Consider the following 26,623-nt stretch of genomic DNA (forward strand, 5'->3'; position numbering starts at 1 on the left):
AACAAATGGACATCGCCTGCCCTCGCCCCCAGATTCTTTGATATTTACCCGGTGGGGTGTTAATTGGGCCGCCGCCGCTTTTCCCTCCCCTCCTCTCAAAACGAAACCAACGGGCACCGAGCGAAGTCGAGGTGTAATCAAAATTAAATTCGGCCACTGGTATCATTGCGGCTAATCAGATTAGTTTATTTTTCAAAAATCAATTCATCTGATCTTATTCGGAATCGCTTTCCATAAGTACCTTCCGGCAAACCTTTCCCGCAGCCGATGATCATGCAGATTTCGGAGGCTTCAGGTAAATCAAGTAGTTTTTTTACACGCTTTGAATCTATCCCTTCCATTGGGCAGGTATCATAGCCAACTGCTTTCATGGCTAGCATAAAAGTCATAGACGCCAATGCCGCACTTTTGTGGACTGAGATTCTGACATCAGTTTCACTTACTTCGCGAACCATGGGCCTCTTTCGACCAACCCACCATGCAATGATCTTTTTTAGCATTGACCAGCCTGGATACTTTCCATAAAGCTTGGTGATAATGCTTGAATAATACCCAAGTGCCTGTTTTGACTTTTTACCCGATTTACCTTCTTGTGATTTTTTGATGTAATCGTAGTTGACTTGTGCCCTTTGTTTCCAAAGGTCTCTACGAGTGACTACCACGATCAATTCTCGAGCGGAGGTCGCAGCCTTTTGACCCATGCAGAATCTGGATAGCGGATCTTTCAAGGATGATGACTCCGGTATGCGGATAAAATTATATAACTGAAGGTTGGAACTGTTTGGGGAAAGAATCGCCGCCTCCAGACATTTTTTGACAATGTCGTGATCAAATGGCTCCTCCTGATCAAAAATCCGCACTGATCTTCTTGCATTCACCGCCTCGAAAAATCCTAATTCCTGTACCATATCCTTCATTTATCCTTTTTTGCGTTATAGAACTGGAAATAAATCCAATGTTTGGGCATATTGCAGAAAATACCAACGCCGATCTAAACTCAAACTTATGTTTTTTACACTTATCCGATTACAATATCTGAAGAGTTTGCGCTCGACCTCCTTTGCAAAAAGCCTGATGACCAATATCCTGATGGGAATTCTGATTCTGGTTTTATTGAGCTATGTGCTAGGATTGGGGATTTTGCTCAAATCTATTTTGGATGTCGCAGCACCCGGTGAGGATTACATCGCATTGCTCAATAGCTTTATGATCTACTTTTTTCTCGCAGAATTTCTATACCGTTATTTTATTCAAAAGCTTCCCGTGATCGAGTTGGAAAGTTTGCTTCACCTGCCGATTGGGAAAGGTAGAATTATACAAATGCTTCTGGTAAGATCATTTATCTCACCATTGAGTATCATTGCTATTCTATTGTTTATACCTTTTTCCATTGAGGTTGTCAGTGCCAAATATGGTTCATTAGGGGCCATCACTTGGATTTCTGCGATCACTTTGACAAGTTGGACGATTCACTGGTTTATGCTTTGGTTCAAGCAGCGATTTGAGGACAGTTTGATCGGATTATTTGTGATTTTCCTTGTGATGGTTTTAGGCGCAGGTTCCAGCTACATGGGGTGGTTTAATCTGGGAGAAATCATGAAACCCGTGTTTGACTATTCACTTACTAGCCCAATTCCTTTGATTGGAATGCTAGCAGTATTGATCGGAGCTTATTTTCTATGCTATAAATTCTATGTGTCCAATGCTTATCTGGAGGATTTGTCAGAGGAGGAGGACGTTCGTTTTGTCAATCAGTCGATCGGTTTTTTCTCCAGATTTGGCTTGGCAGGTGAGATGGCAAACTTGGAGTGGAAGCTGATTATCCGGCATAAAAAGAGCCGAACTTACCTCATGCTGGCAGGATTCTTTTTACTGTATGGTTTGATTTTTTACAAAAACCCTCAGTATACCACAGAGGAATCAGGAATTCATTTTATTTTCATTTTTGCTGCAATTTTCATTACGGGAATTTTTATGCTGCAGTATGCCCAGCTTTTTCTAAGCTGGAACTCAGCCAATTTTGATTTTTTTCTTTCCAAAAAGCACGGAATAGAATCGCTCGTTAGAGGTAAATACCTCCTGTTTACGGGAGTTTCATTCATTTGCTTTCTTGCCGCTGTTCCCTACACGTTATTCGGCTGGCAATTTCTATTGCTTCACATCTGTTGCCTATTTTTCAACATTGGAATATTGATGCATTTGATTATCTACTTTGCACTTTGGAAACCTAAACCAATGGATTTGAACAAGGGCGCCATGTTCAATTATGAGGGAATCGGAGCAGCCCAATTCCTAATGATTTTGCCTATGTTTTTAGCTCCTTATGCAGTCTATGTGCCTTTCTGGCTTTTATTTAATGAATATGTTGGACTGCTTGCCTTGGGAATAATCGGACTCATTGGCTTGCTGGCTTTTAAGCCATTGTCCCAAATCAATATTAACAGAGTACTTAAAAATCGATACGAAATTTCATCTTCCTTCCGTCAAGAACTATGATACAGATCGCTCAACTCAAAAAACAATACAAAGAAGCTGTTGTCCTCGATGTAGACACACTGGAGATTCCAAAAGGAGAATGCTTTGGTCTAGTCGGAAACAACGGCGCAGGCAAAACCACACTTTTTCGGATCATACTTGACTTAGTAAGAGCTTCATCCGGCTCTGTCAAAATCAACGGTGAAGATGTCAGTACCTCCGAAACTTGGAAAGCCAAAACCGGAGCTTACTTGGATGAGCACATGCTTTTGGCTTATCTGACACCAGATGAGTATTTTGAAACGTTGCGGGTAATCTATGGCATGTCGGTCGAAGATCTCAAAAATCACTTGGATAGATTTACTGAATTATTCAACGATGAGGTCTTGGACAAAAAGAAATACATCCGGGATTTGTCTAAGGGAAACTTGAAGAAAGTTGGAATCGCTGCCGCCCTGATGGGTAATCCTGAAGTGGTACTCTTGGATGAACCCTTCGAAAACCTCGACCCGAGTTCGCAGATTCGATTGAAGAAGCTGATTTTGCGGGAAACAGAAAGTTCCAGAATTACCTTTTTGATCTCCAGTCACGATCTGAATCATGTCACAGAGATTTGTGAGCGAATTGTATTGCTGGAAAAAGGAAAAGTGATCCGTGACCTGCGAGAAAAAGCTGAAATGATGGCTGAATTGGAGGCGTATTTTACGGGTTAAACGTATTTGGAAATTTATTACCGTAGGAAAAAAGTTTGATCGTCACATACCCGCATAGTTTTGGAAACAATACATCCCTTAAAAATATATTCTCCGGATTGACTCCCTTTATATTTTTTTAGAGACGAGATCCTTCCAGCTTTTCCGCCTACCTTTTCTGAAAACACCACTTGACCATTGACTTCCCATTCCATATTCCATTTATTGGTTGGAGGAAGACCTTGGACCACCAATAGGAGACCAACACTGTCTTGGAGATTTTGATTAGGTCCTCCTATCACTGTTACCTCTTCCACAGTAAAATCAGAAGGCTCAGGGGGAATAATATTGCAGCCTAAAAAGATAAAAAACAGTAGAGGTAGTTTTTTCATGTGTTTATAATTTGATTTTAATGGTCACAAGGAATGCCCTGAATAATTATCCCCCTGTGTGATCCCGTACGTACGGGATCATGGTCATTTCATAATGATATGATTCGAATTTAGAAAGTAACTCTCAAAGTGAGTAGATGGATTTGAGAATCAATGAAAAATAAATCAAGGAAAAACAAAAAGACCTTTGGATTTCAAGATGCTTTTTTGAGCCGCTGGGAGGTAATTCAGCTAATATATGTTCACTTATTTTGTTGAAATGGACATGAATCTCAAAAGCTGCTATTAAATGGACATATTCCGTTGATGTGTCCATTTTTTTTGATAATCTGGACATGTACTCAAAACCTGTTCAGTTCTTGCCTCCAAAAAAGATGGGAAGGAAGTGTTTTATGTAAATGAGGAGTTGGTGCGGATTTTAGAGCATTGACAAATCAAAAAGCCTCCTGAATCACTTCGGGAGGCTTTATTGTGGAGCTGGTGGGACTCGAACCCACGTCCAGATAAGGAAACAACGTACCGTCTACATGCTTAGTCATCGGTTGTTTTTTCGACCACGCTATGCTGGATGACACACCTGAGCGAGGCTTATCGATTTGGCTTAGGCCTGCTTAATCGCATCACAGGCAGCAGTCCGATCAAGTCGACACCCCGGAATCCACCCCGAAAGGACGGGGGGCGGAGGGATGTGGCTGGGGAATCACTCTCGTGACTCAACCCTTTAAGCGATCTATCCTAAAAGGTTAGATTAAGCAGCCATGGCGTAAGAAGTTTCGCCATTTATCGTTCGTATGAATCTTTTAAGGCCGTACATACTCCAGCCTGCATGCAAGCCCGATCTTTACACCTACTGTCAAAACCGGTCAGCCCCATTTTGTTGGGATGACAAAAGTAATTCAAATTTGGTTCCAAGACAGGTTAATTACGATGCTTCGACTCCGCTCAGCACAAGTTTTTGATTTACGAAGCCTCAGATATCTTCGCTATTCGACATTCAGCGTTCGATATTCATTATTTGTTATTAATTTATTGGTTATTCAGGATGCTTACACTACGCTCAGCACAAGTTCAAGAATTACGATTTACGAAGCCTCAGATATCTTCGCTATTCGACATTCAGCGTTCGATGTTCATTATTTGTTATTAAGTTATTGGTTATTCAGGATGCTTTCACTACGCTCAGGAAAAATTTCTGTATTACGATTTAAGACACTTCAGGAATCTTATGGGGATTGAATCTAGGAAACATTCCAACCTTTTAACCTTACTACTTATTAACTTGAAAAATCAATTTTTCAATTTTCTAATCCTTCTAATTCTCAAATCATTAGCGAAAAACTTTCCAAAAGGCGCTTTTTCCCATCGTCTGAATATCCACTTTTTTATATCTTGCAGCAATGGAAAACTTCGTCGTCTCGGCAAGAAAATACAGACCGGCAGATTTTAAAAGCGTAGTGGGGCAGCAGCATATCACCACAACGCTGCAGAATGCCATTAAAAATAATCACCTCGCTCAGGCTTTCCTTTTTTGCGGACCTCGTGGAGTAGGTAAGACGACCTGTGCCCGGATTCTCGCAAAGACGATCAATTGCGAAAACGTCACCAACAATGAAGCGTGCGGAAAGTGTGACTCCTGTGTTTCTTTCCAAAACAATGCCTCCTTCAATATTTACGAGCTCGATGCCGCATCAAATAACTCGGTAGATGATATCCGGAATCTGGTAGATCAGGTTCGCTATGCTCCGCAAAAAGGGCAATACAAGGTCTATATAATTGATGAAGTTCACATGCTCTCGACAGCGGCCTTCAATGCCTTTTTAAAGACCTTGGAAGAGCCCCCGAAGTATGCCATCTTTATTTTGGCGACTACCGAAAAGCATAAAATCATTCCTACAATTCTTTCCCGTTGCCAGATTTTTGATTTCAATCGAATTCAAATCAAGCACATCGCTGAGCACCTGAGGGAAATTGCAGAGAAAGAAAATGTCGACTACGAAGATGAAGCGCTTCGACTCATCGCAACCAAAGCTGACGGCGCTCTCCGTGATGCACTTTCTATTTTTGACCTTATTGTCACCTATTCTGCGGGCAAAAAAGTAACCTACAAAGAGACCATCGACAATCTCAACATCCTTGACTATGATTATTATTTCAAAGTGGTGGATGGCTTACTAGCAGAGGACCTTTCGGCTACGCTGTTGATATTTGATGAAATTCTTAAAAAGGGCTTCGATGGTCACAACTTTATCGTTGGCCTAAGTGAGCATTTTAGAGATTTGCTTGTGGTCAAAGATGAGGCGACAGTGGAACTACTTCAGGTTTCTGAAAGTGCCAAGGAGCGCTACATTATTCAAACTCAGAAGTCTTCTGTGTCATTTTTATTATCTGCCTTGAACTTGGCTAATCAGTGTGATATCCACTACAAAGCCAGCAAAAATCAGCGCCTTCACGTGGAGTTGGCATTGATGAAAATGGCCAAGCTTCCTCAGGCATTTCGCTTGGCAACCCTAGCCACTGCAGAGGCAAAAAAAAAAGCCTGAGTGAGCAAGCTGTAGCTGAGGCTGAGTCTCCTGAAGTCAAGCAAGCTGCCCCTATTGATTTCTCTACGACAAAGAAATCGCTTCCAAAAGCTACCATTGCGATTCCGTCAAGCCTCACTCAAACCAAGCGATTGGTGGATGATAAGGCAAGGCAAGCAAAGCAAACATCCGACTTGAAAATCCAGGAACAAGTCGAAGTCAAACCACTAGGAACTTCAGTCGCGTTGACCCAGGAGCTTTTTGACTTGCACATTTTATCCATAAGGACGCACTTCAAGAATGGAGATAAAAACTTCGAGCTTGCTATTTTGGATCAAGAAATCAAAGTTCGTGAGGGTGGGGAGGTGGTTCTAGAAGTCGTGGGGCATATGCAAGAAGAAATTGCCAACAAGATGAAGCAGGAGTTGGTGGGCTTGATCCGACAATTCACCGGGGCTGATCGGGTATTAATATCTGTAGAACTAAGGGAGGAAGTAGAAAACAACAATTCTAAACTTTACACCAATTCGGATAAGTTCAATTACCTCCGTGAAAAGCACCCTGCCTTGGCAGAACTTCAGAAAAAGTTCGGATTGGAAACAGACTTTTAGAAATCCAGAGAAACTCCAAAATTGATTAGATTTTGAAATTGAACAGCCTGTTTGGATGTGCCGTCGGGTTGACGAATAAAGACCTCCTCATCATAAATTAAAGCTGTTTCAATACGTGTCGAGATAAATTTATTGACTTTTAGGCGAATAATTGAATTGAAATTCACGACTAAATTCCCAAAGCTTTCATAGTTGGAGAACAGATTCAGATCGGATTTCCAAGTGACATTTTCCATCAGACGCACATCCACCAAACCAAGGGCAAAGGACATCCCTGCTTCTGCTCTCACATTCTCTCCACGTTGAACACCAAACGCACCCACACGACTCAAGGAATCATTCATCACAATGGTGAATCGACCTGTAAATGGAGAAAGAATTACGGATATCCTGCTTTTGTCGTCATAGGTTTTTCGGTAATTAAGACCAGTTGAGGACTGCAAATAACCAGGCGAAAGCAAGTCGGAGATTTTTCTTCGTAGATCAAATTCACTGCCTGCGGGACGGGAATATTGATAACCCGCCACTAGCTGCGTTCTGGCATCCAGCTGGGTGGTCAAGTACATGAATTTAGACAATTGTCGTCCATAATTACTCACAAAGACGAAGTTATCGTTGGTTTTCCGCGTTTGAAATTGCCGATCTGATTGTCTGTTAAAGCCTAAATTTATATTTAATTGAGTGTCCCAGACTTTAGAGTCTTTTTTATAGTTGGCGAAAAGGGAAAAACCGGAATTCAGCGCAAATGAACTCGCACCACCTGCGGCCCAATTACTTAGCGTGACCTGTTGGATGTTGAGATTATAGTTTCCACCCGTCTTCCAAAAAATCTCCTTTACCGGCTCATTGACCAAAATAGAATCCCCAAGCATTAGCAATGTGTCTCCATTGATCAACACAGTGTCAGGAATAATTAAGCGATCCTGAGCTTCAGCGGACAAGGCTAAAAGGATCATTAGTAACCCTGAAAAAAGAAACTTTTTAAGCATTAAATGGAGGTGTGTTAAGGTAATCAGGGCTTGAAGATAACCAATTTCTGACCGATGCTGATGATGTTTTGCTGACCGATGTTGTTCCAGGACTTCAAGTTATCGACAGTGACACCGTATCTATTTGAGATTTTAAAAAGAGTATCACCTTGTACCACTATATGTGTAACTCGATCCGATTGAGTAACTGGTGACGTATTCTCAATTCGGGTTGGAGGTGCAATCTCTACAGGTTTTGCCTCTGTAGCTGCGATGACCGTTTTATTTTGTTGAACGGGCTGGGTAATGGGGAATACCGGAATGTCTTCGCCACGCTTCCTTGTTTCCCGGAGATTAAGAAGCATTCCAGCTTTCAGATCCGAGTCTTTACGTATTCGGTTCTTGGATTTCAATGAGGCAAGCCTGATTCCGTATTTCTGCGAAATCGACCAAAGGGTTTCTCCTGGCAGTACCAAATGGGTTTCTACCTCTGCACTTGATTTCTTTTTCTCGGTGTAGTAGTATTTTCCTGTTTCGATTCGCTCTCCAGATTCCATATCGTTGAGTCTTAGAAATTTCTTTTCCTTGAGGCCGATTTCATCTGAGAATTTGCTCGGAGTGGTTGTTTTGCTGGCTAAAACCCCATCCAATTCATTAACAGTGATTTGATTGGGCTGATTCGCTTTTGTGGTGTTACCGGAAATTCTAGGATACGAATTGGCCTGCTTGTAGACGGGAGAGTTTTTGTATGCTGTTGCAGCAGCTGTTTGCTGTTGTTTCTTTGGTTGCTCCTCTGATTTGAGCACGGCAGGTTCCATTTGAAGACTTGCCTCTTTGATGTAAAATATGGTAAATGTGCCTGCTGGAACCCGTCCATTGCCTGCCCATTTATTAAACTCTTTGAGATGTGCTTCACTTACCCCCAGTTGTTTGGAAAGAGCGGCCATGGTGACTGGACCCTGAACCTTCAATTCCACTAATTTTTGGTTGGATACAAACATTCCAATTTGATTCTCATAGGCGATTTTATGAGCGAGGAATTTTTTGAAATACCAATGCGTATTTCTGTCGACTTCAATGACTTTTTTCCCGGAATACTGATTGCCGAAATAAGCCTTTGCACCACCTAAACCCATTTGGTAGGATACTAAGGCAGTCATCCAATTATCGAGATTACTATTGTGTTTTTTCAGATAAAGAGCAGCACCCCGGGAGGAGGATGCTATATTTTTCCGTTCGTCTACTTGAGCATCCACCCGAAGTCCTACCTCTTCTGCCGTGCCTTGCTTAAACTGCCAAAAGCCCACCGCATTTGAGGTGGAAACCGCATCAGGGATCAAGCCGCTTTCTTGGATGACAAGATACTTCAAGTCTTCTGGTACACCCATACTTCTCAATTCCCGCTCTACAATCGGCATGTAGAGATTAATTCGGTCTTGCTTTACTTTGAAATAAGTCGGATTTCGAAATTGTGCGTCCACATCAAGTTGGATTTCCCGTTGCGCTTGAGGTGTAATTCTGACGGTCAGATCGGCAAATTCCAGTTGGGAAGGAACTTGTGGAATTTGGGCTAAAACCGTATTTGTACCAAGTGAAAGTAAAAGAAAAGGGATCAGTAGTGCTTGCAAGGACTTCATCGAAAGGTTCTTTCGTTCTATTTATCCGTGCTGTGCAAAAATGATTCCCATTTTGCCGAAATCAGAGTTTTCTAGCCATCAATACTCCGTCTCGGATGGGCAAGAGAATGTTTTCTATGCGTGGATCATTCTGAAGCTTTTGATTAAAGTCTAAAATTGCCTTAGTGTCCTTATCGATTTTCTGACCTTCTTCCACCAGGATTTTCCCCGACCATAGGACGTTGTCTGCTAAAATGAGCCCTCCTGTCGGTACTTTTTCAATGACTAAGTCAAAATAGTCGGCATAGTAAAACTTGTCTGCGTCAATGAAAACAAAGTCAAAAGGCCCCTCTAGTGTTGGGATAATTTCTCTTGCATTTCCAAGGCGATAGTCAATTTGATTTGCAAGTCCGCTTTCTTCAAAAAATCCTCTCACCATCGATTCCAACTCATCATTGATGTCTAAAGTGATCAACTTGCCATCGGGTTTTAATCCTCTTGCCAGACAGATGCCTGAATATCCGGTGTAAGTCCCTATTTCCAATATAGTCTTAGGTTGAGACATTTTCACGAAAAATTCCAGCATTTTACCTTGAAGGTGTCCTGAAATCATTCGAGGCATGAGCACTTTCGCCTGAGTTTCCCGAGTGATTTTTTTCAAAAGAGCATCTTCCGAACTCGTGATGGATTCACAATAGGAAAGAAGCGCTGGATCAATGAATTCCATGGTTTAGTTTGGTGTGTAAATCAGGTAACTGAGTTGCTCAGGATTGAAAATTTCCTGGGCGATCTCCTGAATTTGTTCCGCGGTTGTTGACTGGATTTTCTCAAAGATGAGATCCAGGGGATCGATTTTCCCATGGTCGATCAAGCTTTTGCCATAGACAAGCATAAGCGCGGCATAATTTTCCTCTGCCATCGCCATTTGTCCAATTGCCTGTTCCTTGGCCATGTGGAGCTGGATACCACCGAGTTTTTTGTTTCTGAGTCTTTCCATTTCCCGATGCACGATAGCCATTGATTTTTTCAGTGTTTTTTCTTCAGTTCCAAAGAAAACCCCAAAAAATCCGGTGTCAGAGAAAGCCTGATAACTCGACTCTATACTGTAAACGTACCCATGATTTTCCCGCAGGGAAAGGTTCAATCGGCTGTTCATCGTCGGTCCACCAAGAATATTGTTCAGTAAGTAAAGTTTGAATCGATTGACATCATGAAGGGAATAGGCTGGCCGACCGATTGCACAGAGGGACTGCGTGACGTCTCGAGGAATGGTTTTACGTTTAGGGATGTAATCATGAAAACCACTTCGAACATACAAAGTATGTTTTGCTTGGATTTGGCTTAAAGGCCCTTCAATAGCTTTCAGTGCTTTTTCAAAGGTGATGTTTCCAACCACAGAAAAAACTATCTCTGAGGTGTCCAATCTTGATGAAATAAATTCAAAGAAATCCTGTTGAGAAAATCTGGATACCGTCTCTTCAGTTCCTAAGATATTTCTACCCAAGGCATGATTTGCAAAAACCAATTCGTCCAATTCATCCTGAATAGAATCATCCGGTGAGTCTCGGTACATGGCCATTTCCTCCAAAATCACCTGCCGTTCCTTTTCGATTTGTTTCGTCGGGAAAGTGCTGTTGAAGGTGATGTCGAAAAGTAATTCCGCAGCCTTGTCGTAATGTTCTTTTAGGATTGAAGCATAAAAGCAGACTTTTTCCTTCGTGGTGTAAGCATTGAGCTCCCCACCGAGGGATTCCAATCGATTGATGATGTGAAAAGTTTTCCGCTTGTGAGTGCCTTTAAAGGCCATATGTTCCCAGAAATGGGCCAGTCCCTCCAGTTCCTTATCCTCATCTCTACTGCCGATATTCAAAATGAAACCGCAATGGACGATTCGAGTGTGGGTAACTTGCTGATGAACAATACGAATCCCGTTGGAAAGTTCTTTAATATTTAACTGCATGTTGTAAATCTGTCTCCTCTGCGGAAAATACACATAAATGCTAAAACTGTAATGATGGGAATTTAATTCAGGAAAGGGACGAATTGTTAACTTTAGGATGAAAATAATTGACGTGAAATGTTTTTCAATACATTATGAAATATACTCCACTACCAAAAGAACTCTATAGCCGTAACCGAGCAAAGTTTGCCGCGAAAATGGCGAAGAACTCAGTTGCCATTTTTAATTCCAATGATATCATGCCGACCAATGCGGATGGCACGATGAAATTTCGCCAAAACAATGATTTATTCTATTTGTGCGGAATAGATCAAGAAGAGACGATTTTGTTAATAGCTCCTGATTGTCCAAATCCTGCTATGCGTGAGGTTCTTTTTCTGAGAGAAACGAATGAGTTGATCGCTGTTTGGGAAGGACATAAGTACACCAAAGAAGAAGCGGAAGCTGCTTCTGGAATTAAAAATATCCAGTGGCTGGCGAATTTTGATCAGGTGTTAAATACGGTTGTTTCACTATCTGAGCGAATTTATCTGAATACCAATGAGCACCTTCGTGCTGGAGTAGTAGTTGAAACTCGTGATGCTCGATTTATCAAATCTTGTAAGGAGATGTTTCCCCTTCACCTCTTTGACCGAGCTGCGCCGATCATGCATGAGCTTCGAGGCAGGAAGGAGAAGGAAGAAATTGATCAGCTCCAAATCGCCTGTGACATCACTGAAAAGGGATTCAGAAGGATTCTTTCTTTTGTAAAACCCGGTGTTACTGAGTTTGAAATTGAGGCGGAGTACCTCCATGAATTTGTAAGAAATAGAAGCAAAGGTTTTGCGTACGAACCCATCATCGCTTCCGGTGCCTCTGCCTGTGTTCTTCATTACATTGAAAACAGCAAAGCCTGTTTGGATGGAGAAATGCTGCTCATGGATGTCGGTGCAGAATTTGGAAACTATAATGCTGACATGACTCGAACGATTCCTGTTAATGGCAGATTTACGGCGAGACAGCGGGCGGTTTATGATGCTGTTATAAGAGTTCACAAAGAAGCTTCGAATATCTTAAGACCTGGCACCAATATTCAGGATTATCATAAGGAAGTTGGCTTGATTATGCAGTCGGAATTAATCGGATTAGGCTTGATCGATCAAACTGATATTCAAAATCAGGATCCTGCTTTGCCAGCTTACAAAAAGTACTTTATGCATGGGACTTCCCATCATTTGGGTTTGGATGTGCATGACGTGGGAACCATGCATAACCCCATCACTCCGGGAATGGTCTTTACCGTAGAGCCTGGGATTTATATTCCAGCAGAAGGAATAGGGATTCGATTGGAAAACAATATCGTGATCCAGGAAAATGGCTACTTCGATCTGATGCGGAATATCCCGATAGAGGCGGAAGAGATAGAGGAGTTGATGAATTCCTGACTATAAGTTGGAAGACCGGAGACAAAAGACAGAAGAAATCTGGGGTGTAGCACTTCTAGATGATCTGATTTCCGGAATAAACTAAACTCTTATAAATTGAAATGTTCTCCGGAAATTACTTTGGAGGGCATTTTTTTATGGCGAATTTATAAATGAATGTTGGTGTATAAATAGTAAGTGGTATGAGAACAAATATCGATATAAACCAAGAACTGATTGAGGAGATCATGAAGATGACTTCTATTGCGACCAAAAAAGAAGTGGTGCATCTTGCTTTGGAAGAATATCTAAGAAGGCTTAAATTAAACGAATTGGCAGGCTTGGCAGGTAAAATTGAATGGGAAAGTGATTGATCTTTAGTTGTACTAATACAGAAAAACCCTCTCAAATTGCTCCGAGGGGGTTTTTATTATTTAGAGAAAATGGAATTACCCGATAGAAATTCTTTTGAATGCATTTACAGTCAAGCCTTTGCTTACACCGTCAAGGTATTGCGCGATTGACTTAGAGTTGTCTTTTACAAACTGCTGGCTCAGCAAAGTGCTTTCTTTGTAGAACTTAGCCAATTTGCCCATGGCGATTTTCTCAAGCATTTCTTCCGCTTTTCCTTCCGCTCTTGCTTGCTCTTTTCCGATTTCGATTTCTCTCTCGATTGTGGAAGCATCTACTCCGTCTTTGTCAACAGCTACAGGGTTCATCGCTGCAATCTGCATTGCTACGTCTTTACCTGCTTCTTCCACGTCAGTTCCTGAAGTGTTTACCAATCCTACTAACACGCCCAATTTGCCATTGGAGTGAATGTAAGGAACTACAGTTTCAGCAGTGATGATTTCAAAATGAGAGATATCGATTTTCTCGCCGATTTTACCGGTCATTTCGATGATTTTCTCAGCAACGGTGATGTTTTCGAATGGAAGTGCTAAAACAGCCTCTTGAGAAGTTGCTCCATGAGCTACTGCGATATCGATCAAAGTATTGGCAAAAGTGACAAATCCTTCATTTTTTGCTACGAAGTCAGTCTCACAAGTCAAAGAAAGCAAAGTTCCTTTTGCACCGTTATCAGTTACACGTGTTGCTACTACTCCTTCTTTGGTTTCACGGTCAGCTCTGGATGCAGATACTTTTTGACCTTTTTTTCTGAGGATGTCTACTGCTTTTTCGAAGTCGCCTTCAGCTTCAGTCAAAGCTTTTTTGCAGTCCATCATACCGGCACCGGTCATTTGTCTCAGTTTGTTTACGTCTTGTGCAGTGATTGCCATTTTGTGATCTGTTTATTTTTTTAAACTGGATAATTTCGTTGTTCTGGATAAAACAAAAAATTGAACATCGACCTGAGCCGGATGTTCAATCTTTTAAATTATAAAATCAAATGTGGATTATTCTTTTACTTCAGCGTCCACTGCTCTTTTTGCTTCTTCCTCTTCGGTAAGTTTAGCATCGTCCTTGTCTCTCTTGCGCTCAGACAGACCTTCTTCGATAGCAGCTCCGAAAGCTTTTACCAAAAGAGAAACTGACTTGAATGCATCATCATTGGCTGGGATTGGGAATTCCACCTCGTTCGGGTTGGAGTTGGTATCAACTAATGCGAAAACTGGGATGCCAAGCTTTTGAGCTTCAGCGATAGCGATGTGTTCTCTTTTGATGTCCACAACAAAAAGCGCTGCCGGAAGTCTGCTTAGGTCAGCGATACCGCCCAATACACTTTCCATTTTCTCTTTGTCACGGCTCACCATGAGACGCTCTTTTTTAGCCAAGTTCTTGTAAGCATCTTCTTTCATCAATTTCTCGAGGGAAGACATCTTCTTAAGAGACTTTCTGATAGTTGCGAAGTTGGTCAACATACCACCTAACCATCTTTCGGTCACGTAAGGCATATTTAGACGCTGTGCTTCTGCTGCTACTAGGTCTTTGGCTTGTTTTTTCGTGGCGACAAACATGATTTTTTTGCCGGAACGAACGATTTGCTTCACCGCGTTGGATGCTTCTTCGAGGCAGGCGAGCGTTTTGTTGAGGTCGATAATGTGGATACCGTTCTTCTCCATAAAGATATATGGAGACATTCTTGGATCCCACTTTCTCGTCAAGTGTCCGAAATGGACACCAGCATCCAGTAAGTCTTTGTATTCGATTTTTGACATGAATGAAATTGTTTTCTATTGATTGAAGTAGGTTCCGATTAACGCTTAGAGAACTGGAATTTCCTTCTTGCTTTTCTACGTCCTGGCTTCTTACGTTCTACCATTCTTGGATCACGTGTAAGGAAACCTTCTTTTTTCAATGCAGGTCTGTGATCTGCATCAAATTCACACAAAGCTCTGGAGATCGCCATTCGGGCAGCTTCTGCCTGTCCGGTGATTCCACCTCCGTCTACATTGATCTGGATGTCGTAGTTGCCGTCCACGCCCACTAGGGTCAATGGCTGCTTTACCACGATCTGATGAAGATCAAATGGGAAGTAAACTTCGATTGATTTGTTGTTGACGGTGATTTTGCCATTTCCTGGGCCCATATAAATACGAGCTACAGAGGTCTTTCTTCTACCGATTTTGTTGATCATTTCCATGATATAGGCGATTAAAGTGTGATGGCTTGAGGCTGCTGTGCTGCATGCGGATGCTCCGCACCTTCGTACACGTACAGATTACCGTACAATTTGCTTCCCAATCGGTTTTTAGGCAACATGCCTCTTACAGCCTTCTCAACCAAGATAGTTGAAGACTTCTGCTTCAACATTCTAGGGGTAGAGATTCGCTGTCCACCTGGGTAACCGGTATGACGCACATATACTTTGGCGTCCCACTTGTCACCCGTCAGTCTGACTTTGTCAGCATTAATTACAATGACGTTGTCACCGCAATCAACATTAGGAGTGAAGCTAGGCTTCGTCTTTCCTCGCAAAATTTTTGCTACCTCACTCGCCAATCGTCCTAGAATTGCAGCTTGGGCATCCACTACCACCCACTGCTTTTCTACGGTGGAAGAATTGGCTGAGATGGTTTTATAGCTCAGAGTATCCACTGTGTAACTGTTTAATTTTTAGCTTGTTATTAATTTATCGACCCCAAAAAGGGACACAAAGATAGAAGTATTTTATTTTGCATGCAAACTATTTACAATCCTAAGTCCTAATTTTCATCTTGTTATGAATTGTTTCTTAATTTTAAGATGGAATCTTGCCTAACTTTTAATAATCACAGAATGTGATTTCGTCTTCAACCCAGTCTGCACAGGCAGGCTCGATTTCATAGGCTTAGGAATATTAGTCGCAATTCAATCCGGCATCCAAGAGCTAAATTTGATGTTTTAGCCGTTTTTTTCTAGCTGATGAACTAATACTTGAAAATCTTTCGGATAGGGTGCTTCAACTTTTAAGGGTTGATTATCCAAACCTTCAAACGTGATTGAATAAGCGTGCAAAGAAACCCGCTGCATGATTGGCAGTTCTTCTGTCTCTTTTTTCAGATTGAATCTCCGTTTCAAGGAAGAGAGATAGAGAATGTTTCCCCCGTAGAGCGTATCTCCACAAATTGGCGACTTTAGATATGCCAAGTGAACTCGAATTTGATGGAGGCGGCCTGTGATCGGTTTGCATTCCACTAAGGTATGCTTATAGTATGTCTTCAAGGTATTAAAAATCGTCTGAGCAGGTTTTCCATCCTTACTTACTTTGGCGATTCCTTTGTTGTTTGACAAAAGATTTTTGTCTACCAATTCTTCCTTGAACTCCTTGATTCCTTCGACTACGGCATGGTAAACCTTTTCCACTTTTCGGTTTTCAAACTGCATGGCTAAATGCCGATAAGCCACAGGATTCTTTGCAATCACTAGACAACCTGAAGTCTCCTTGTCCAGACGATGACAAAGCTGAGGGTCAGTAGTGTGCATACGGGCAAGGTCAAGGATGTTCTGAGCCTCATGTCTATCGTCCAAACTCGATAAATATGGCGGCTTGTTGATCACCAGGTAATCCTCGCTTTCAAACAATATAAGTTTTTGAAAATCTACTTTCTTCATCGATAAATCGCTTCAATTGAAGCGGCTGCAAAAGTAGGCATTTGACATGTCGGAAAAAAATGAGATGTGAATTGGGTTTAAAGGTATCATTCTTTCTAGCTCTTTTTTTAACCGCAAAGAACACGAAGTAGCGCAAAGGTTTTTTATCCAAAGACTGGCTTGTTCAAGGCTGGATTTTCAGAGAAAGCGGTTCCATGGATTTTTCCTTTATATGATCTATAAAAATACCCATTTTACTCGCCTTTTTCAAGGTCACAGAGGCCGTTCGCTTCGCTCTATGATCCTAATAGTAAGACCTTTGGCCTCAGTCAGGTGCTCGGACTGACAAATCATATAAGTAAACACAAGTAGATATTTCTCAGCTATTATGTCATTTAAAGATTTTCGGCTTTTCTTTGTTTCTATTCCAGTAAAAAATGTCAGAATCAAACTCTATTTCATCACTTCGGGAAGTCAATGTCACCCGATACGTCATGCCCTTGCGTGAAGGCGGTTCCTTGCCTGCATTGGCTGAGGCCGATGACGGATTCAATTATGTGTTGAAATTCAAAGGTGCCGGACAGCGGGAGAAAGCTCTGATCGCCGAATTGATTGGAGGAGAATTAGCAAGACGAGTAGGATTCAAAGTTCCTGAGATCGTGTTTGCTAATTTGGATGCGGCATTTGGCAATTCAGAAGGCGATGAAGAGATCCAGGATTTGCTGAAAAGCAGCCAAGGACTGAACCTTGCACTTCATTTCCTCTCCAAGGCACTGACTTTTGATCCCGGTGCTACTCTAGTGGACGGAGAATTAGCATCCCGGATCGTGTGGTTTGATGCGTGGATTACAAATGTGGACCGTACGTTTCGAAATACCAATCTTCTGATTTGGAAACGGGAACTATGGCTGATTGACCATGGTGCATCTTTGGTTTTTCATCATTCCTGGGATAATTGGGAGAAACATGCGCTGAGTCCCTTCCCAACAGTAAAAGACCATGTCTTGCTCCCAAGAGCTTCAGCTTTGGAAAAAGCTGATGAAGAAATGAAGCAAATTATCACTTCTGAACTGATCGATGAAGTCGTGCAAATGGTACCGGATGAGTGGATTTTGGCTTCTCGGGACACCGAAACCGCTCAGGAGGCAAAGGAAGTCTATGCGTCCTTTTTGAAAATGAGACTTGCCAATTCAAACGTGTTTTTAGATGAAGCTAATCATGCAAGGAAAGCACTTATTTGAATACGCGGTCATTCGCCTAGTTCCACGGGTGGAACGGGAAGAGTTTGTCAATGTCGGGGTGGTGGTTTGCTGCAAGCGACAGAATTTCATTAAATGCCAAATCCATTTGGATGAGCAAAAAGTGCTGATGTTGGATCCTGAGGTGGATTTTGACCTTTTCAAAAGCTACCTCGATTCGTTTGAGAAAATCTGCAAAGGCGATAATCCGGAGAATCCCATTGCGTTTCAGGATGCCGCATCACGATTTCGTTGGTTGACTGCCGTCCGAAGTTCCATGCTTCAGACTTCCCGTCCTCATTCAGGATTTACGATGGATTTGGAAGACTCTTTGGTAAGTTTGATGAAGGAGTATGTGTTTTAAGTGTTGGCTGATTTTCCCTCGGCCAATTCTCTTTCCAAGGTTTTCTTGTCTTTAATCAGAGGCAGCGAAAAGCTAAAAATCGATCCTTTGCCAACTGTGGAGCTCACTGAGATTTTGCTTTGGTGGCCTTCCAAAATATGTTTGACAATTGCCAATCCGAGACCTGTTCCACCTTCTTTTTTATTTCGGCTTTTCTCCACTCGATAGAATCGCTCAAATATCCGCTTCAGATCGTCCGGAGGAATTCCTTGGCCATCGTCCTTGATGTCCACTTGAAGGTTGGTTTTGCTGGCTTTGAGAGATACTTTCACTTCGCCTCCATCATGATTGTACTTGACGGCGTTGTAGATTAAGTTTTGACAGACTCGGTAGATCTTCTGATGATCCGCCTTGGTGATGTATGTCTTTTCATGATCAAAACTGAACTCAATCTTTATTTTCCGCTTACTGGCTTTGTGTTCCAGTTCCTCGATGACTTCTTCGATCAGCAGTTTCAAATCAAATTCCGTGAAAATAAACTTGATTACGCCACTTTCCATCTGATTCAAAGTCAATAAATCCTGAACCAACACGTCTAGCGAATCCAAGCTTTTTGCGGCACGCTTCAAAAACTTCAGCCGGACTTGCTTGTCTTCAATCGCTCCATCCAAAAGTGTATGAATGTAACCCTGCGCAGAAAAAATCGGTGTTTTCAACTCGTGTGAAATATCTGCGATAAATTCCTTTCTGAATTCTGCGGTCTTTTGCAATGTATCAATTTCCTTTTGCCTTGCTAGTGCATAGGAATTGATCACTGAGTTGATTTTTCGAAGGGGAGAAAGAGAGGATCGAACGGATTTATCGCTTATTTCAGAAAGATCTTTCTTCTGGATTTTTTCTAATAAAGAATAAATATTCCCTATCTCCCGGAAGACCAGAAACTCGAGTGTAATCGTGACTAACAAATAGGAAACAGAAAAAGTTAGGCCCCAAGCGACTAGGAGCAAAGTCGCACTGGAATCTGGCATTAGCGAGAGAAATGCGGCCACAAGTGCCGAGATGGCAAAGGCCAAAACCAATGAAATTCCCCTCGAATTTGTCAGCATTTTTATCCCAAATCGAACTTGTATCCTACACCTTTTACAGTAGAGATATAGTCTTCGCCAATCTTTTCGCGGACTTTTCGAATGTGAACGTCAACCGTGCGGGCCAACACAAACACATCAGAACCCCAGATATTGTGAAGCAATTCGTCTCTACTGAAAACCATATTAGGGTTTTTGGCAAGGAAATACAATAGTTCGAACTCTTTCTTGGGTAAAGTGATCGTCTTGCCGGATTTATCGATGGTATAGCTTCCTCGATCGATGGTCAGATCCTTGACCTTGATTTGAGCTTGTTCTTGCTCTTTTTTCGATTCTCTTCTGAAAAGTGCCGATATTCTGCTCATCAGAGCTCGTGGCTTGATTGGCTTGGTGATATAATCATCCGCCCCTACATCAAATGCAGCCACCTCTGAATATTCTTCCATACGTGCGGTAAGAAATATGATAAAGGTATTTTTCAATTCCGGGATTTGGCGGATTTGAAGGCAAGTCTCCACTCCATCTTGATTGGGCATCATGATGTCGAGCAAAATCACATCAGGTTGGAACTTGGTAGCGACTTTTACGCCCTTGATTCCATCTTCTGCTGTGGCTACTTCATAACCCTCTTTTTGAAGGTTGTACTTTAAGATCTCTACAATGTCCGGTTCGTCATCTACGACCAAAACTTTGATCTTTTGCTTTTCGCTCATGGAGGAATTGCTTTAAGGTTTGGTTAAAATTAGTGAATAATTGAGGATAGGAGCCAAACAATAATTGGTAAACACCCTAAAATTGTCAATAAACTGAAAGAAAAAAATCTAAATCACCACTAATATTAACTTGATGTTAAGCGATTGTAAATTAATTATTCCTTAATCCCTTAGCTGATGAGATGTCCATATTAATAGAACCAATGAATAGGTTGGCTTTAATCTTCACAGGTATCTTGTTTTGATCCTTAGTAACCCACACTTTGACTGGGTAATCTCCTCTGAAGAGTTTATTTGGTGGCATTAAAGGAGAAAAAATATAGGTATCCTTCAATCCAAGACTTGTTTGGATCTGCTCTGTCCCTTCGAATATTAATTTTAGGTTATATATTTCTTTATCAAAAAAACCCGTGATTAAAATCGACTGACCTTTTTTCAAGTTTGTCAGATCCAAAGATCTGAGGTAATAAAATCCACTTACCAAGTCCTGAACTTGCCCCGGGAGATTGTATTCTTTAGTTTCTTTCAGGTTGCGGTTTTCACGATCGTATAGCTCCATTTTAGCCTTTTTGTTTGGCTGATCAAAATGGACTTTTTCATTTTTTCGATATTTTCCTTCTTCTATGTATCGGTAAGAAAGAGTTGGAAGTAGGGTGCTGGTGTCGATGTGTGTGCCCCAGTTATCGTTAACCCGACCAAAGATTGTTGCAGCACCTTTGGTTTTACCAAAAGCATCTATTTTGTAATGCGGACGCGAATTTTCAGTGACTACTCGTTTATTAATCTGTAATTTTGCTTCCGCTAGATTGAGCCAACCGTAGGTAACGTCAAAAAGCAGCTCCTCTCCAAAGGTGAAGGCAGAGTTTTTTTGTTCAGTTTGGCCAAACGTGAAGTTGAGTAAGAAAAGGAGAATGAAGGTTAAAACAGTTTTCATTTGATACCTGACAATACCTGACAATTTTTCGTTGATTCGAAAGGTATTACGAAAAAAAGAATCGTTTGACTGAATAAAAATACGAATTTGGCATTTCGAAACAATAGTGTATTCCATTTGGGTTATGCCTTCGTCTTTCGTTAATTTATACATCTTTTGAAACTTTTATAATTTTATAAACATGAGTAACAACGCAGAAAAACTGAAAGCTTTACAGCTAACAATAGATAAGCTGGAAAAGACATACGGAAAAGGTACCGTAATGAAGCTAAGTGATAACAAAGTTTTAGATATTCCAGCTATTTCCACGGGTTCGTTAGGTCTTGATATGGCATTGGGAATTGGCGGAATTCCACGTGGCCGGGTCATTGAAATCTATGGTCCTGAGTCCTCCGGTAAGACGACGCTGACCCTGCACTGTATTGCTGAGGCCCAAAAGGCCGGTGGGTTGGCAGCTTTTATTGACGCTGAACATGCATTTGACAAAAGTTATGCCGAGAAACTGGGTATCGATACCGAGAACCTGTTGATTTCTCAGCCGGACAATGGAGAACAGGCCTTGGAGATCGCTGAGCACCTTATTCGCTCTGGTGCGATTGATATCATCGTCATTGACTCCGTAGCGGCTTTGGTTCCTAAAGGAGAATTGGAAGGGGAAATGGGAGAAAGTAAAATGGGACTTCAGGCAAGATTGATGTCTCAAGCACTCAGAAAGCTCACAGGTGCAATCCATAAAACAGGCTGTTCTTGCGTTTTCATCAACCAATTGCGTGATAAAATCGGCGTAATGTTCGGTAGCCCGGAGACAACAACAGGTGGAAATGCTTTAAAATTTTACGCATCTGTTCGTCTCGATATTCGACGTGTTGGTCAAATCAAAGACGGTCCTGACAATATTCTTGGCAACAGAACAAGAGTTAAAGTGGTGAAAAATAAAGTAGCCCCACCATTCAAAGTTGTGGAGTTTGATATCATGTACGGTCAGGGAATTTCCAAAGTAGGCGAGATCATTGACTTGGGGGTGGAATTTGAAATCATCAAAAAAGCAGGATCTTGGTTCTCATACAATGGCGAAAAATTAGGCCAAGGGAGAGACTCAGTGAAAAATCTTCTGTTGGACAATCCCGAATTGATGGAAGAATTGGAAGCGAAGATCAAATCAGCATCAGGACTTCTTCCGACAGAACCAACGATTGCTTTGGAGGAGTAAAATCCAATAAGCAGGACAAATAAAAAAAGGAGGCAACTGCCTCCTTTTTTTATTTGTCGGTGATTCAATCAAGCGGTTCTAATTGCTTCTACAGGGTCTAAGCGAGCGGCCATGGTGGCTGGTACGATTCCCGCTACCACTCCGATGATGGATGAAACTCCCAAACCTAGAATTACATTATTGAAGGATAGAATCAAATCCAAACTTCCCAATGGAACGAAACTAAGGATGTAAACAATAATAATTCCTGTTCCTCCTCCAATCAAACTAAGGCAAATTGCTTCGAATAAAAATTGGAATAGGATAAAATAATTTTTGGCTCCAAGTGATTTTTGGATTCCAATAATATTGGTCCTTTCTCGAACCGAGACGAACATAATATTTGCAATCCCGAAGCCACCAACTAAGATTGAAAAACCCCCTATAACCCATCCTGCAATAGAAATCACATCGAAAATTGACCCGATGGCATTCTGGATGAATTCAGTTTTATTAAGTGCAAAGTTGTTTTCTTGGGTTGGTTTCAACCCTCTTTTGGCACGAAGTAATCCAGTCAGTTCATTTTCAAGTGCCACAAGTCCAATGTCAGATTCCAGTCCTTTGACGGCAATTGTTGGCTCTAGACCATTTCTGCCGGTGTAATACATTTTGTTAAACGCACCAAATGGGATGAGGCAAGCGACATCTTTGGAAGGAAGATCAAGAAAACCTTCACCCTCTTCTTCAAAGATTCCAATTACAGTAAATTTCATCCCCTTTATTTTCACCTCTTTTCCGATAGAAGATTGATTGGGATATAGGCTATTTGCAATTTTTTTACCCAAAATAGCCAAGTTTCTGGAAGCTTTGATTTCAGATTCTGAGAAGTATCTCCCTTCTTCCAAAGCAACCTCAAAAACATCTTGGTAAGTATACTCCACCCCTGACAGAGACATTCCCGTAAAGGCATTGCTTCCAGCTTGAACTGTTGCTGTGGAAGATGCAGAAATAGTCACACCTTCTGCATTTTTAAGTCTTTCTTGAAGGAATCTATATTCACTCAAGGTGCCAGGAGGTCTTTGGAAATATTTCCACCAAGGATAATCTTGAGGTCCATTTGCAAAAGGAAATCGGTCAACACGCATAACGTTGGTTCCTAAGAAAGCGAAGGAAGACCGAATTTTCCCCTCCAAGGAATCTACCAGTGTAAACACTGCGATAATGGCGAAAATACCCACTGTAACTCCCAAAAGGGACAGAATTGTACGGGTGAGATTGGATTTGAGGGCGGAGATGGCGAAGCGAAAACTTTCCCAGGTCAGTTGGAAAAACAGCATGCTTAGAATAGTTGGTTAAAACAATTTGTCAAGTTAGCTGAATTTGGACATTATTGTTATTAACTTTGCAATTTTTAAAGCAATTAACAGAATTACAAGATCGAGTAAGATTCCTAAAGCTCTAATATGAAAGCGAGCACGGCTAAAACGTCACCCAATAGGATGATTATTCACCATGCGAGATTTCACCTGACCGTTAAAAAAATTATAAATAGATGAAATTATCAGACTTCAAATTTGATGTCCCCAAAAAACTGATTTCCCTTTATCCTACAGAAAACCGTGATGACTCACGCTTGATGGTGGTTCATCGGAAGACAGGCCAAATAGAACATAGGATTTTCAAGGACATACTTGATTATTTTGAGGAAGGAGACGTATTCGTTACTAATGACACCAAAGTTTTCCCTGCCAGATTATATGGAAACAAGGAAAAAACGGGTGCCAAAATTGAAGTTTTTCTTTTAAGGGAACTCAATCCCGAACTTCGCCTTTGGGATGTTTTGGTAGATCCTGCCCGAAAAATACGTGTCGGAAACAAACTTTACTTTGGTGATAGTGATTTGGTAGCTGAAGTAATTGATAATACGACTTCAAGAGGACGCACTATCCGATTCCTGTTTGATGGAAACCATGATGAATTCGAAAAAACGATAGATACGCTTGGTGAAACACCACTATTGAAAGAAATCATCGACAGGAAAATCGAACCTGAAGACAGAGAAAGATATCAAACCGTTTTTGCAAAGAATGTCGGAGCGGTAGCAGCACCAACAGCCGGTTTGCATTTTACACCTCAATTGTTGAAAAGATTGGAGCTGAAGGGTGTTGAAGTAACTCCAATTACACTTCATGTGGGTTTGGGTACTTTCCGTCAAGTAGATGTGGAAGATTTGACCAAGCACAAGATGGACTCCGAGAATTATAATATTCCGGCAGGTACTGTGAAATTGGTCAATGAATCACTTGATGCCAAGAAACGAGTGGTGGCAGTTGGAACCACTTCTTTGAAAACCATCGAATCGTCTGTAACAGCCGGTGGCAGGTTAAAGGAAAGCAATGGGTGGACCGATAAATTCATCATTCCTCCTTACGAATTCAAGATTGCCAACTCCTTGATCACTAATTTCCATTTGCCTGAGTCCACGTTGTTGATGACTGCTTCTGCATTTGGGGGGTACGATCTAGTGATGAAGGCATATAAAGAAGCCATTAAGGAAAAATATCGATTCTTCTCCTACGGAGATGCGATGTTGATTCTCTAAAAATAAAAAGCTCCGAAAGGGGCTTTTTTTTTTGAGGTTTTTAAAAGTTTCCATAGACCTGGCTGCAGGAAGGTTTTGTCAGATGTTTAAGTCAAAAAAGCATCTAAGTAGTTTTCCAAATTTAAGTTTGGTCATTACCTTCAAAATTGGGCTTAAAAAAATCTAAATTTCCAAATGAATAAAGCAGCAATTTTGGTAGCGGGTGGAAAGGGAAGCCGGATGGGTGGACCTGTATCTAAACAATATTTGCCGATAGGAGGAAAGCCTGTTCTCATGCATACCTTGGAAAAATTTCATGAAGCTGATCCAGACATTTTTTTGATGTTAGTCTTACCCGAATATGATTTTCCCCTCTGGAAAAGACTCTGTGAAGAATATAAGTTTTCACTGGCTCATCAGGTTATTGCTGGAGGAAATTCCAGATTTCAGTCTGTGAAAAATGGACTAAATGCACTTCCATTTAAAGATGGGTTAGTAGCTATTCACGATGGAGTTAGACCCTTTGTGAAAAAGGAAGTGATCATTGAAAGCTTTGCACAGGCTGATAAATCGGGTAGTGCTATCGCAGTTGTGGATTTGAAAGATTCCATCCGAAAATTTGATGAGAATGGTGTGAGTACTTTCCAGGAGCGACAATATTTCCGACTTGTACAGACACCTCAGACTTTTCAGATCGCTAAAATCAAAAAAGCATTCCAAGTCGATGAATTGCCTCAATTCACTGACGACGCTACCGTTTATGAAAATCAGGGTTGGATCGTATCTCTTATCTTTGGCAATGCTGAGAACATCAAAATCACCACCCCGGATGACCTTGATTATGCTGATTTTCTGCTATCCAAAGAAAAATAGCAACGGCGAAATTTCTTCCTGCGGTTTTACCGACTAAATCTCCGCTTTCACCGACTTTTTCCAAGGCTTGACCTATTGCTTATTTCGAGGGTTTAGCACCTGGTGTACTTTTGATCATCACTTTAACACACCACGCCATGAACGAATTTAAACGAAACAACAACGACGGAAGCATTGCCTTTGGATTCATTATCCTCGGCATTGGTATCATTCTTTTATTAAGAAAAGCAGGGATATTTATTCCTGGATGGGTCACGACCTGGCCCATGATTTTGATTGCCATCGGTACTTTTGCCGTGATTAAGCACGAATTCAAAAGCTTCTTCGGCTTTATTATGCTATTCCTTGGAGCCTATTTCCTATTGAGAAATGAATTCAATTTTGACTTTGGTCTGGGACAATATATCTGGCCATTAGGTCTGATAGCACTCGGAATCTATTTGATATTGCAAAAGCAAAGGGAAAATAAAGTCTTGGATCAAGTCCGAAATGATTGGGAAAAGAAGCGAAAGACTGATTCCAGCTATACAAAAAGCTATGTGGAAGAAGCAAAAGTAGTCGATGAGAATTCAGGCACTAACTCAACTACAAGCTCTTCTTCCTTCACTCAAGGTGCACAGTTTGCGACTGGAACAGGGTTTACTCGAACTACCGGAACCGCTTTTGCTGATCGATTGAATATTGATGCGATCTTCAGCGGAGTGAACAGAAAGTTGATGACGAAGAACTTTGAAGGTGGCAAAATCACTGCCGCATTTGGAGGTGTTGACCTTGACCTGACCTCTTCGGATTTCAATGGAGTAATCACGATTCAGATCGACATCATTTTCGGTGGAGTGAAAATGATTGTGCCTCCACACTGGGACATCCGCACCGAGGTGAGCAACATTGCCGCTGGTATCGAGGATAAGCGCTATTTCAGAGAGGGCGGTGTTGATCCAAATAAAGTCGTGGTCTTGAAAGGCACGATTCTCTTCGGAGGTTTGGAAATCAAATCCTTTTAACGACATTCAAACC

General features: G+C 41.5%; 28 protein-coding genes and 1 other RNA gene. 13 read left to right on the plus strand and 16 right to left on the minus strand.

Annotation, left to right across the window (positions count from 1 at the left end):
• Positions 1-185: 185 nt before the first annotated feature.
• Positions 186-917 carry a nitroreductase family protein gene (locus ACK4HU_RS15905; protein WP_409808396.1) on the minus strand — a complete coding sequence of 244 codons (732 nt, stop codon included), beginning with the start codon at positions 915-917 and terminating at the stop codon, positions 186-188.
• Between the two features lie 88 nt (positions 918-1,005).
• Between ACK4HU_RS15905 and ACK4HU_RS15910 the strand changes: the two genes are divergently transcribed.
• Both ACK4HU_RS15910 and ACK4HU_RS15915 read left to right on the plus strand, forming a co-directional pair.
• A complete protein-coding gene (locus ACK4HU_RS15910; RefSeq protein ID WP_409808398.1) occupies positions 1,006-2,496 on the plus strand; it encodes a DUF5687 family protein in 1,491 nt (496 codons plus the stop codon).
• A complete protein-coding gene (locus tag ACK4HU_RS15915; RefSeq protein ID WP_409808399.1) occupies positions 2,493-3,188 on the plus strand; it encodes an ABC transporter ATP-binding protein in 696 nt (231 codons plus the stop codon). The genes ACK4HU_RS15910 and ACK4HU_RS15915 overlap by 4 nt, the downstream gene beginning before the upstream one ends.
• 17 nt (positions 3,189-3,205) lie before the next feature.
• Here the strand turns inward: ACK4HU_RS15915 and ACK4HU_RS15920 are convergent, their stop codons facing one another.
• Together ACK4HU_RS15920 and ssrA are read right to left on the minus strand one after the other, a co-directional pair.
• Positions 3,206-3,559: a hypothetical protein gene (locus tag ACK4HU_RS15920; protein WP_409808401.1), complete on the minus strand. Its 354-nt coding sequence runs from the start codon at positions 3,557-3,559 to the stop codon at positions 3,206-3,208.
• Positions 3,560-4,028: 469 nt separating this feature from the next.
• Positions 4,029-4,430, minus strand: a transfer-messenger RNA (tmRNA) gene (gene ssrA, locus ACK4HU_RS15925).
• A gap of 11 nt (positions 4,431-4,441) precedes the next feature.
• Here ssrA and ACK4HU_RS15930 point away from each other — a divergent pair.
• The 3 genes from ACK4HU_RS15930 (at position 4,442) to ACK4HU_RS15940 (ending at position 6,689) form a co-directional block, all read left to right on the plus strand.
• Positions 4,442-4,795 (plus strand): hypothetical protein, encoded by a 354-nt coding sequence (locus ACK4HU_RS15930; RefSeq protein ID WP_409808403.1) that lies wholly within the window; start codon positions 4,442-4,444, stop codon positions 4,793-4,795.
• A 161-nt stretch (positions 4,796-4,956) separates the two neighbouring features.
• A complete protein-coding gene (locus tag ACK4HU_RS15935; RefSeq protein ID WP_409808404.1) occupies positions 4,957-6,099 on the plus strand; it encodes a DNA polymerase III subunit gamma/tau in 1,143 nt (380 codons plus the stop codon).
• 134 nt (positions 6,100-6,233) lie between these two features.
• On the plus strand, positions 6,234-6,689 hold the full coding sequence (locus ACK4HU_RS15940) for a hypothetical protein (protein WP_409808406.1): 456 nt from the start codon (positions 6,234-6,236) through the stop codon (positions 6,687-6,689).
• On the opposite strand, the gene ACK4HU_RS15945 is transcribed toward ACK4HU_RS15940, so the two are convergent.
• From ACK4HU_RS15945 to ACK4HU_RS15960, 4 genes are all read right to left on the minus strand, one after another.
• Positions 6,686-7,645 (minus strand): DUF3078 domain-containing protein, encoded by a 960-nt coding sequence (locus tag ACK4HU_RS15945; protein WP_409808407.1) that lies wholly within the window; start codon positions 7,643-7,645, stop codon positions 6,686-6,688. The genes ACK4HU_RS15940 and ACK4HU_RS15945 overlap by 4 nt on opposite strands.
• Positions 7,646-7,701: 56 nt before the next feature.
• Positions 7,702-9,294, minus strand: coding sequence for a LysM peptidoglycan-binding domain-containing protein (locus ACK4HU_RS15950; protein ID WP_409808409.1), 1,593 nt, complete (start codon positions 9,292-9,294; stop codon positions 7,702-7,704).
• Between the two features lie 61 nt (positions 9,295-9,355).
• Positions 9,356-10,000, minus strand: coding sequence for an O-methyltransferase (locus ACK4HU_RS15955; protein WP_409808411.1), 645 nt, complete (start codon positions 9,998-10,000; stop codon positions 9,356-9,358).
• Between the two features lie 3 nt (positions 10,001-10,003).
• Positions 10,004-11,233: a M16 family metallopeptidase gene (locus ACK4HU_RS15960; protein ID WP_409808413.1), complete on the minus strand. Its 1,230-nt coding sequence runs from the start codon at positions 11,231-11,233 to the stop codon at positions 10,004-10,006.
• 134 nt (positions 11,234-11,367) lie between these two features.
• On the opposite strand from ACK4HU_RS15960, the gene ACK4HU_RS15965 reads away from it, so the two are divergent.
• The gene (locus ACK4HU_RS15965) at positions 11,368-12,657 is read left to right on the plus strand and encodes an aminopeptidase P family protein (RefSeq protein WP_409808415.1); all 1,290 of its coding nucleotides are present in this window, start codon (positions 11,368-11,370) and stop codon (positions 12,655-12,657) included.
• A gap of 182 nt (positions 12,658-12,839) precedes the next feature.
• A complete protein-coding gene (locus ACK4HU_RS15970) occupies positions 12,840-13,010 on the plus strand; it encodes a type II toxin-antitoxin system VapB family antitoxin (protein WP_409808417.1) in 171 nt (56 codons plus the stop codon).
• Positions 13,011-13,085: 75 nt separating this feature from the next.
• Here the strand turns inward: ACK4HU_RS15970 and tsf are convergent, their stop codons facing one another.
• The 5 genes from tsf to ACK4HU_RS15995 all read right to left on the minus strand — a co-directional run bounded on the left by tsf (position 13,086) and on the right by ACK4HU_RS15995 (position 16,671).
• Entirely contained in the window at positions 13,086-13,916 is an 831-nt protein-coding gene (gene tsf / locus ACK4HU_RS15975) for a translation elongation factor Ts (RefSeq protein WP_409808419.1), read from the minus strand.
• A gap of 117 nt (positions 13,917-14,033) precedes the next feature.
• A complete protein-coding gene (rpsB, locus tag ACK4HU_RS15980; protein ID WP_409808421.1) occupies positions 14,034-14,795 on the minus strand; it encodes a 30S ribosomal protein S2 in 762 nt (253 codons plus the stop codon).
• A gap of 38 nt (positions 14,796-14,833) precedes the next feature.
• Positions 14,834-15,220: a 30S ribosomal protein S9 gene (rpsI, locus tag ACK4HU_RS15985; RefSeq protein WP_409808423.1), complete on the minus strand. Its 387-nt coding sequence runs from the start codon at positions 15,218-15,220 to the stop codon at positions 14,834-14,836.
• Between the two features lie 11 nt (positions 15,221-15,231).
• Positions 15,232-15,675 carry a 50S ribosomal protein L13 gene (rplM, locus tag ACK4HU_RS15990; RefSeq protein WP_409808425.1) on the minus strand — a complete coding sequence of 148 codons (444 nt, stop codon included), beginning with the start codon at positions 15,673-15,675 and terminating at the stop codon, positions 15,232-15,234.
• 285 nt (positions 15,676-15,960) lie between these two features.
• Positions 15,961-16,671, minus strand: a complete 711-nt coding sequence (locus tag ACK4HU_RS15995) for an RluA family pseudouridine synthase (RefSeq protein WP_409808427.1) — start codon at positions 16,669-16,671, stop codon at positions 15,961-15,963.
• 416 nt (positions 16,672-17,087) lie between these two features.
• On the opposite strand from ACK4HU_RS15995, the gene ACK4HU_RS16000 reads away from it, so the two are divergent.
• Together ACK4HU_RS16000 and ACK4HU_RS16005 are read left to right on the plus strand one after the other, a co-directional pair.
• Positions 17,088-17,891, plus strand: a complete 804-nt coding sequence (locus ACK4HU_RS16000; protein ID WP_409808429.1) for a HipA family kinase — start codon at positions 17,088-17,090, stop codon at positions 17,889-17,891.
• Positions 17,857-18,252 carry a DUF3037 domain-containing protein gene (locus tag ACK4HU_RS16005; protein WP_409808431.1) on the plus strand — a complete coding sequence of 132 codons (396 nt, stop codon included), beginning with the start codon at positions 17,857-17,859 and terminating at the stop codon, positions 18,250-18,252. The genes ACK4HU_RS16000 and ACK4HU_RS16005 overlap by 35 nt, the downstream gene beginning before the upstream one ends.
• Here ACK4HU_RS16005 and ACK4HU_RS16010 read toward each other — a convergent pair.
• The 3 genes from ACK4HU_RS16010 to ACK4HU_RS16020 all read right to left on the minus strand — a co-directional run bounded on the left by ACK4HU_RS16010 (position 18,249) and on the right by ACK4HU_RS16020 (position 20,963).
• Positions 18,249-19,337, minus strand: coding sequence for a sensor histidine kinase (locus ACK4HU_RS16010; protein WP_409808432.1), 1,089 nt, complete (start codon positions 19,335-19,337; stop codon positions 18,249-18,251). The genes ACK4HU_RS16005 and ACK4HU_RS16010 overlap by 4 nt on opposite strands.
• Positions 19,338-19,339: 2 nt before the next feature.
• The gene (locus tag ACK4HU_RS16015; RefSeq protein WP_409808434.1) at positions 19,340-20,029 is read right to left on the minus strand and encodes a response regulator transcription factor; all 690 of its coding nucleotides are present in this window, start codon (positions 20,027-20,029) and stop codon (positions 19,340-19,342) included.
• A gap of 151 nt (positions 20,030-20,180) precedes the next feature.
• The gene (locus ACK4HU_RS16020) at positions 20,181-20,963 is read right to left on the minus strand and encodes a DUF3108 domain-containing protein (protein WP_409808436.1); all 783 of its coding nucleotides are present in this window, start codon (positions 20,961-20,963) and stop codon (positions 20,181-20,183) included.
• A gap of 181 nt (positions 20,964-21,144) precedes the next feature.
• Here ACK4HU_RS16020 and recA point away from each other — a divergent pair, with 181 nt between their 5' ends.
• Positions 21,145-22,173, plus strand: a complete 1,029-nt coding sequence (recA, locus tag ACK4HU_RS16025; RefSeq protein ID WP_409808438.1) for a recombinase RecA — start codon at positions 21,145-21,147, stop codon at positions 22,171-22,173.
• A gap of 68 nt (positions 22,174-22,241) precedes the next feature.
• Here recA and ACK4HU_RS16030 read toward each other — a convergent pair whose 3' ends face one another.
• Positions 22,242-23,489, minus strand: coding sequence for an ABC transporter permease (locus ACK4HU_RS16030; protein WP_409808440.1), 1,248 nt, complete (start codon positions 23,487-23,489; stop codon positions 22,242-22,244).
• 215 nt (positions 23,490-23,704) lie between these two features.
• Between ACK4HU_RS16030 and queA the strand changes: the two genes are divergently transcribed.
• The 3 genes from queA (at position 23,705) to ACK4HU_RS16045 (ending at position 26,610) form a co-directional block, all read left to right on the plus strand.
• Positions 23,705-24,754 carry a tRNA preQ1(34) S-adenosylmethionine ribosyltransferase-isomerase QueA gene (queA, locus tag ACK4HU_RS16035; RefSeq protein WP_409808442.1) on the plus strand — a complete coding sequence of 350 codons (1,050 nt, stop codon included), beginning with the start codon at positions 23,705-23,707 and terminating at the stop codon, positions 24,752-24,754.
• A gap of 174 nt (positions 24,755-24,928) precedes the next feature.
• On the plus strand, positions 24,929-25,606 hold the full coding sequence (locus ACK4HU_RS16040; protein ID WP_409808444.1) for a 2-C-methyl-D-erythritol 4-phosphate cytidylyltransferase: 678 nt from the start codon (positions 24,929-24,931) through the stop codon (positions 25,604-25,606).
• Positions 25,607-25,743: 137 nt separating this feature from the next.
• A complete protein-coding gene (locus tag ACK4HU_RS16045) occupies positions 25,744-26,610 on the plus strand; it encodes a LiaF transmembrane domain-containing protein (RefSeq protein ID WP_409808446.1) in 867 nt (288 codons plus the stop codon).
• Positions 26,611-26,623 lie beyond the last annotated feature (13 nt).

It is taken from the genome of Algoriphagus sp., assembly GCF_046296635.1.
GTDB lineage: Bacteria > Bacteroidota > Bacteroidia > Cytophagales > Cyclobacteriaceae > Algoriphagus.

Coding starts and splice junctions, on each gene's coding strand:
- rpsB (WP_409808421.1), bottom strand. CDS start 14,795: ATGTCAAAAATCGAATACAAAGACTTACTGGATGCTGGTGTCCATTTC.
- ACK4HU_RS15970 (WP_409808417.1), top strand. CDS start 12,840: ATGAGAACAAATATCGATATAAACCAAGAACTGATTGAGGAGATCATG.
- ACK4HU_RS15945 (WP_409808407.1), bottom strand. CDS start 7,645: ATGATCCTTTTAGCCTTGTCCGCTGAAGCTCAGGATCGCTTAATTATT.
- queA (WP_409808442.1), top strand. CDS start 23,705: ATGAAATTATCAGACTTCAAATTTGATGTCCCCAAAAAACTGATTTCC.
- ACK4HU_RS15930 (WP_409808403.1), top strand. CDS start 4,442: ATGACAAAAGTAATTCAAATTTGGTTCCAAGACAGGTTAATTACGATG.
- ACK4HU_RS16005 (WP_409808431.1), top strand. CDS start 17,857: ATGAAGCTAATCATGCAAGGAAAGCACTTATTTGAATACGCGGTCATT.
- recA (WP_409808438.1), top strand. CDS start 21,145: ATGAGTAACAACGCAGAAAAACTGAAAGCTTTACAGCTAACAATAGAT.
- ACK4HU_RS16030 (WP_409808440.1), bottom strand. CDS start 23,489: ATGCTGTTTTTCCAACTGACCTGGGAAAGTTTTCGCTTCGCCATCTCC.
- ACK4HU_RS15905 (WP_409808396.1), bottom strand. CDS start 917: ATGAAGGATATGGTACAGGAATTAGGATTTTTCGAGGCGGTGAATGCA.
- ACK4HU_RS15935 (WP_409808404.1), top strand. CDS start 4,957: ATGGAAAACTTCGTCGTCTCGGCAAGAAAATACAGACCGGCAGATTTT.
- tsf (WP_409808419.1), bottom strand. CDS start 13,916: ATGGCAATCACTGCACAAGACGTAAACAAACTGAGACAAATGACCGGT.
- ACK4HU_RS15920 (WP_409808401.1), bottom strand. CDS start 3,559: ATGAAAAAACTACCTCTACTGTTTTTTATCTTTTTAGGCTGCAATATT.
- ACK4HU_RS16045 (WP_409808446.1), top strand. CDS start 25,744: ATGAACGAATTTAAACGAAACAACAACGACGGAAGCATTGCCTTTGGA.
- ACK4HU_RS15960 (WP_409808413.1), bottom strand. CDS start 11,233: ATGCAGTTAAATATTAAAGAACTTTCCAACGGGATTCGTATTGTTCAT.
- ACK4HU_RS15915 (WP_409808399.1), top strand. CDS start 2,493: ATGATACAGATCGCTCAACTCAAAAAACAATACAAAGAAGCTGTTGTC.
- ACK4HU_RS16015 (WP_409808434.1), bottom strand. CDS start 20,029: ATGAGCGAAAAGCAAAAGATCAAAGTTTTGGTCGTAGATGACGAACCG.
- rpsI (WP_409808423.1), bottom strand. CDS start 15,220: ATGGAAATGATCAACAAAATCGGTAGAAGAAAGACCTCTGTAGCTCGT.
- ACK4HU_RS16020 (WP_409808436.1), bottom strand. CDS start 20,963: ATGAAAACTGTTTTAACCTTCATTCTCCTTTTCTTACTCAACTTCACG.
- ACK4HU_RS15995 (WP_409808427.1), bottom strand. CDS start 16,671: ATGAAGAAAGTAGATTTTCAAAAACTTATATTGTTTGAAAGCGAGGAT.
- ACK4HU_RS15910 (WP_409808398.1), top strand. CDS start 1,006: ATGTTTTTTACACTTATCCGATTACAATATCTGAAGAGTTTGCGCTCG.
- ACK4HU_RS15965 (WP_409808415.1), top strand. CDS start 11,368: ATGAAATATACTCCACTACCAAAAGAACTCTATAGCCGTAACCGAGCA.
- ACK4HU_RS15950 (WP_409808409.1), bottom strand. CDS start 9,294: ATGAAGTCCTTGCAAGCACTACTGATCCCTTTTCTTTTACTTTCACTT.
- ACK4HU_RS16040 (WP_409808444.1), top strand. CDS start 24,929: ATGAATAAAGCAGCAATTTTGGTAGCGGGTGGAAAGGGAAGCCGGATG.
- ACK4HU_RS16000 (WP_409808429.1), top strand. CDS start 17,088: ATGTCAGAATCAAACTCTATTTCATCACTTCGGGAAGTCAATGTCACC.
- ACK4HU_RS16010 (WP_409808432.1), bottom strand. CDS start 19,337: ATGCTGACAAATTCGAGGGGAATTTCATTGGTTTTGGCCTTTGCCATC.
- ACK4HU_RS15955 (WP_409808411.1), bottom strand. CDS start 10,000: ATGGAATTCATTGATCCAGCGCTTCTTTCCTATTGTGAATCCATCACG.